This window comes from Rhodococcus sp. EPR-147 (genome assembly GCF_001647185.1).
GTDB lineage: Bacteria > Actinomycetota > Actinomycetes > Mycobacteriales > Mycobacteriaceae > Rhodococcoides.
On record NZ_LVCU01000219.1, the window covers coordinates 1 to 5,915 of the forward strand.

The 5,915-nt window shown below is 65.3% G+C and carries 5 protein-coding genes; all 5 read right to left on the bottom strand.

Features of this window, described 5'->3' with window-relative positions:
- Nucleotides 1-108 precede the first annotated feature (108 nt).
- Nucleotides 109-1,794 (bottom strand): ABC transporter substrate-binding protein, encoded by a 1,686-nt coding sequence (locus A2J02_RS10660; RefSeq protein ID WP_156516182.1) that lies wholly within the window; start codon nt 1,792-1,794, stop codon nt 109-111.
- Between the two features lie 116 nt (nt 1,795-1,910).
- Nucleotides 1,911-3,473: an amidophosphoribosyltransferase gene (gene purF / locus A2J02_RS10665; RefSeq protein WP_068049913.1), complete on the bottom strand. Its 1,563-nt coding sequence runs from the start codon at nt 3,471-3,473 to the stop codon at nt 1,911-1,913.
- Nucleotides 3,474-3,599: 126 nt separating this feature from the next.
- Nucleotides 3,600-3,986 carry a sterol carrier family protein gene (locus A2J02_RS10670; RefSeq protein WP_068049909.1) on the bottom strand — a complete coding sequence of 129 codons (387 nt, stop codon included), beginning with the start codon at nt 3,984-3,986 and terminating at the stop codon, nt 3,600-3,602.
- 5 nt (nt 3,987-3,991) lie between these two features.
- Complete coding sequence (locus A2J02_RS10675) at nt 3,992-4,645, bottom strand: CPBP family intramembrane glutamic endopeptidase (protein ID WP_231911433.1); 654 nt, start codon at nt 4,643-4,645, stop codon at nt 3,992-3,994.
- Nucleotides 4,642-5,915: alpha/beta hydrolase (locus tag A2J02_RS10680; protein WP_068049917.1), on the bottom strand; the 1,274-nt coding region annotated here is incomplete at its 5' end. The genes A2J02_RS10675 and A2J02_RS10680, both read right to left, overlap by 4 nt.

Here is a 5,915-nt window from a genome sequence, read left to right on the forward strand (position 1 = left end):
ATCTGACCCCGAGATAACGGGCGAGCGCGCCGTACCGTGACGGCGCGCTCACCTGCTGTGCTTGCTTCTCGCCCTCTACCGTCGTGCTGTCGGTAGTGGGCACGCCGGTCAGCCCTTGGCGAGAGTGACGAATCGGAACTTGAACGAGGCGTCGAGAGTCTCGTCCACGCCGCTGACCTCGTCGGTGGCGACGGCGATCTGCTTGCCCTCCAACAACGGAAGCGTCGGCAGGTAGTTCGTCGCGAGCTCGGTCTGAATCTGACCGATGATCTGCATCCGCGCATTCTCGTCGGCGGTCGTGCGCTCGAGATCGAGCAGTGACGTGATGGCCGGGCTCTCGAAGTGCGACTGCAGGAAGTTGTCCGGCCCGAAGAACGGCGTCAGGTAGTTGTCCGCATCGGGGTAGTCCGGGAACCAGCCCAGCTGGTACACCGGGTAGGCGTCGGCGACGCGTTCCTTGGTGTACGTGCTCCACTCGGTGGACTGCAGGTTCACGTTGAACAGGCCCGTCGCGTCGAGCTGGCTCTTGATCGCGGCGTATTCCTCGCTCGAGCTCGAACCGTAGTGGTCCGGGTTGTACTGCAAGTTGAGCTGCACCGGGGTGGCAACGCCTGCGGCAGAAAGGAATCCGGCTGCTTCGTCGCGGTTCGGGGTGGTGCCGTAGACGTCGCCGTACGCGGTGTTCGCACCGGCCAGGCCTGTGGGTACGACGGAGTACAGCGGGGTGTAGGTGCCCTTGTAGACGCCGTCGGACAGCGCCTGGCGATCCACCGAGGCCGCAATTGCCTTGCGCACGGCCAGCTTCTGATCAGGGGTGTCACCGGGCATCGTGTTCATGTTGAAGACCATGTAGCGCGATTCACCGCCGGGTCCCTCGTGCACCGTCAGACCGTCGACGCTGCCGAGCGATTCGACATCCGTCGGGGTCAGCGATCGCCATGCGACGTCGATGGCCTTGTTCTGCACGTCGAGCTTGAGGTTGTCGGAGCTGGTGTAGTACTTCGCGTTGATCGACGAGGTCTTCGGGGTTCCGAGGATGCCCTTGTAGTCGCCGTTCGCGGTGAAGCTGACGAGGGAGTTCTTGGCGTAGCTCGCGATGGAGTACGGGCCGGCGAACGGGGTGCCCGCCACGATGGCGTCGTCGTCGAGAATCGAATCTGCCGGGAACACGGTCTGGTCGACGATCGGGCCCGCCGGTGTCGCCAGAATCTGCGGGAACGTCTGATCGTTCGCGGCCTTGAGCGTGAACTCGACGGTCTTCTCGTCCGGAGTCGCGATGCTGTCGAGGTTCGTCAGCAACGACGCGGGTCCGTTGGGATCGTTGATGGCGACGATGCGATCGAAGGAGAACTTCACGCTCTCGCTCGTCAGCGGGTTGCCGTTCGCGAACGTCAGATCGTCCTTCAGCGTGCACGTGTAGACGGTCGGCTCGGCGAAATCGCAGCTCTCGGCGACATCGGGCTCGAGCTCGGAGCTACCGGGCGCGAAATTCATCAGGAAGGGATACGTCTGGTTCATGACCATGAACGAGCCGTTGTCGTACGAGCCCGCCGGGTCGAGTGACGTCACCTGGTCGGTGGTGCCGACGGTGATGGTGCCGCCACTGCCCTCACCGGAGCCACCGGCTTCGTCGGTGCGGCCCGAGCCGCAGGCTGCCGCAGTCAATGTGAGTACCGACAGTGCTGCCACTGCAGCAAATTTCTTGCCGTGTTTGCGTCCCGCTGTACCGGGTGCAGCGGTCTTCGATGCCGCGCTGTAGCGCTGCATGCGTCCGTCGTCGGGCGACAGGGTCATCTGAAAGCCTCTATCCAATCGGTGTGTCCTATGTAACTGAAAGGACAGTACCGACGGACTGTTTCCAATATGTGGCATTGAGAAAACCCTGCTGTTCCCTCGCAGGAACGCCCTGCTCAGGGACGACTCAGAGCACTCACGTTCGCGTCGTTGTCCACCGGCTGCCCGGCGGCCGAGGCCAGCAGACCCTCGAGAACGTGCTTGCCGAGTGCGTTGTCGGCCGGCAGATCGATCGGATACTTGCCGGTGAAACATGCTGCACACAACCGGGATTCAGGCTGCTCGGAGGCCGCGATCATGCCGTCGATGGAGATGTACCCCAACGAATCGGCACCGATCGCCTGCCGAACACCCTCGAGAATTCCGTCCTCGGAATCGACACCGTTGGCGATCAGCTCTGCGGGAGAAGCGAAGTCGATGCCGTAGAAGCAGGGCCAGCGCACCGGCGGCGACGCGATTCGCACGTGAATCTCCAGCGCACCGGCCTCGCGCAGCATCCTGATCAGGGCGCGCTGGGTATTGCCGCGAACGATCGAATCGTCCACCACCACCAGCCTTTTGCCCCGTATGACCTCTTTGAGAGGATTCAGCTTGAGCCGGATGCCGAGTTGACGAATGGTCTGCGACGGCTGAATGAACGTGCGGCCCACATAGGCGTTCTTCATCAAGCCCTGGCCGTAGGGGATGCCGGAGCCCTGCGCGAAACCGACCGCAGCGGGAGTTCCGCTCTCGGGCACCGGGATGACCAGGTCCCCCTCGGCAGGATGTTCCTTCGCGAGACGACGTCCGATCTCGACGCGCGTCGAGTGCACCGAACGACCACCATAGACGCTGTCGGGACGAGCGAGATACACGTACTCGAACACGCACCCCTTGGGCTCGGGAGCCGCGAAGCGTGAGGACCGAACACCGTCGGCGTCGATCGCGAGCAGTTCACCGGGCTCGATGTCGCGGACGAACGCGGCACCGACGATGTCGAGTGCCGCAGTCTCGCTGGCAACCACCCAGCCGCGATCGAGGCGGCCGAGGCACAACGGTCGAACGCCGTGCGGGTCACGCGCGGCGTAGAGAGTGTGCTCGTCCATGAACGTCAGACAGAAGGCACCCTTGAGCAGAGGCAGCAGTTCCATCGCCGCCTGCTCGATGGTGCAGTCGGCTGCCTTGTGCGCCAGCAGCGCGGTCACCACGTCGGAATCCGACGTGCCGTTGCCCTGCAGTCGGTCGCTGATCAGCCCTGCGTCGCGCGCCTTGGTGGCGAGCTCGGCGAAGTTCACCAGATTCCCGTTGTGGCCGAGTGCAATACCGGTCCCGGCGGTGGTGGTACGGAAGATCGGCTGCGCGTTCTCCCACGTGACCGAACCACTGGTGGAGTAACGGCAGTGCCCGATGGCGACATGCCCGGGCATCGCACCGAGCGTCTGCTCGTCGAACACCTGGCTGACGAGACCGAGATCCTTGAACACCAGCACCTGGGAACCGTCGGACACTGCGATGCCGGCAGCCTCCTGGCCACGGTGCTGCAGCGCATAGAGGCCGTAGTACGAGAGCTTGGCCACATCCTCGCCCGGTGCCCAAACTCCGAACACACCGCACTCCTCGCGCGGCTCGTTCTCCGGTTCGTCGAGGGGTTTGCCTAGCAGAAGATTCGGACTGTCGACCGACAAATCGGCGTTGGTCACGGGCATTGCTCCCTTGGGGGACGGGGCGGGGGGCCGTGCCTGAGTCTACGGGCACACGACCGGAGTCAACGCATCGTGTGGACGGGAGATTCCCAGTAGGTGAACCAGTGCCGGAATTGGAGCGAATCACCTGATGGACAACAGTGGCAGCCAGCGGCCAACTTCCGCCGCTCTACTGCCCGATGCATCGATCGAACCGTCGGCGAGGGCCTCGGCGAAATCCCGGATTCCGGTGACCACCTGCAGCCACGTCAGCGCGTCGGTTTCGACCACGTTCGGCGGTGTCCCCCGGGTGTGATGCGGGCCCACGATGCACTGCACCGCGACGAACGGCGGTACCCGCACCTCCACCGAGGATCCCGGCGCATTCTGGCCGAGAGTTCTGGCAGTGGTGCGTACCGCGGCGGCAATCTGCGCCCGCGCAGGCTTGTCCGCCTCACCCTTGATCCATTGCTCGACGGCCAGAACGGCCTCGCGTACCTCGGCGGGGCCGACTCCCTTGTGCGGTGGCACTGCGTCTAACTCCTGTCGTCCGCTGCGAGATGCGCCAGCACAGCGCCGCTGGCGTTGAGAAAGTAGTGCAGCAGCGCCGGGGCGAGCACACTGCCGCTGCGGGCTCGAAGCCACGAGAACACCACACCGGCCGCTGCCGTTGCCACCACAGTTCCGACCACGGTGTCACCCGCCGCGCGGGCCGGGTGAATGTGCCAGAGCCCGAAGAAGATCGGCGACAGAGCGGGCGACGCGGCGTCGAGCACACCGGGGAAGAGCAGTTCCTCGGTCAGTACCGTTCCCACCGGGATGCGAAACAGGACCCACTCGGCCAGTTCGTCCTCGGACGGCCGGACGCGGCGTCGCAACGCGGGAATCGCGGCGACGACGGCAGATCCGAGCACCGGCACCGCCGACGCCGCAGCGCCCCACTTCAGGCCGGCAGCGAAATTGCGCAGGCCCAGCTCTGCTGCGCTCGTTCGAGACAGTGCAGCCACACCGACGGCGAACGACGCGTTGGCCACTGCCCGTCCACGGGCATCGAGACCGAGCGCGGGAAGGAGGTAAGTGCTCCACGCCGTCGCCGCGATTCCGGTCAGAATGGGTCGTTCCGCAGGCTCCACTCCGGCCAGAATGGGTCGTTCCGCAGGCTCCACTCCGGCCGTCACTGCGGTTCTCACTTCTCGGGACCGTCTCGGCCGGCGAACTGCTCCATGACTCCGCGGACTCGTTCGGTGTCGCGGTCGGTCCACCCCTCGAGCGCGGCGACGGCCACCCAGCCGTCGAGCACGAGGGTTCCGTAGTTGTGGCCGTGTCCGTCGGGAACGCCCGCGGCGTTGGTCAGATCGGCGGCCACCTGCCAGAAGGTCACGACCGGGAACCATCGCATGCTCGGCAGCCGGTCCGGCCCCGGTGGCTCGGACAGCCAGTCGGGACGCTCGAACAGCAGGTCGGGTGACCACCAGACCACCGGATCCGACGCGTGCTGGACGTAGAGGATCCGCGGCTCGTACCAGGGCTGATCCTCTGGCGGGATACCCGACGAGTTGTCGGCGAATCGGACCGTCAGTCCCTCGGAGTAGACCGGCCGCACCTCCGGGCTTCCCGGGTCGCGTCGGCTGACGAACTGACTCCAGATGCGGTTGTTGTTCGGCGGTCCAACCCACAGGACGCCGTCGGTGGTGGCCCGGATGTCGGCCAGACCGTCGAACGCTCCTTCACCCGCCTGGGTACCGAGGCTCTCGCCGTAGACGTAGAACTTCGGGCGCGTGGCCTCCGGTTCCTGCAGCCAGCGGTCGTGCACCTTGTCGATCAGAGCTCTGCCTGCCTGCGCGGCCTTGTCTCCCTCCGCGATGAAGGAGATCCAACTCGGCAGGTACGAGTACTGGGATGCGACGGTGGCGACATCGCCGTCGAACATGAGCTCTTCGGCTTCGATGGCGGTGGGATTGACCCATCCGGTTCCGGTGGTCGGGACGACGACGAGAGCCGCGCGCTGGAATGCCCCGGTGCGTTCGAGCTCCGCGACCACGATGTTCAGTCGCTCGTCCTGGGTCTCTGCCGTTTCCAGGCCTGCGTATGCCCGGATCGGTTCGAGGCTGGGGCGGCCCGTTGCCCGCTCCATCTCGTCGGCGCGCAGTCCGCTGGAGACGAAGTTGCGACCCTCGAATCCGAGGGTGTCCCATGGCGCCAACGAGTTCGGGCTGCCGGAGCGTTCGTCGGCGACGGGTTGTTCTGCGCCGTCCCGGGTTTCGTCGTTCTGCAGACTGAACACGGAATTGGTGACCTCGGAGACCGCGCGCAGCAGGACACCCTGAACCAGGGCGACGGACAACACGACGAGGACGACGACCCCGAGCGCATTGGCCACTTCGCGCGGCATCTTCACGACGCGGTTGATCTGACGGGCGAGCAGACGAACGAAGTCACGCAACACCCGCCACACCGAGA

What these genes read in the sequence shown, in the direction of transcription:
- A2J02_RS10660 (WP_156516182.1), bottom strand. Translation starts at nt 1,794, where the DNA reads ATGACCCTGTCGCCCGACGACGGACGCATGCAGCGCTACAGCGCGGCA.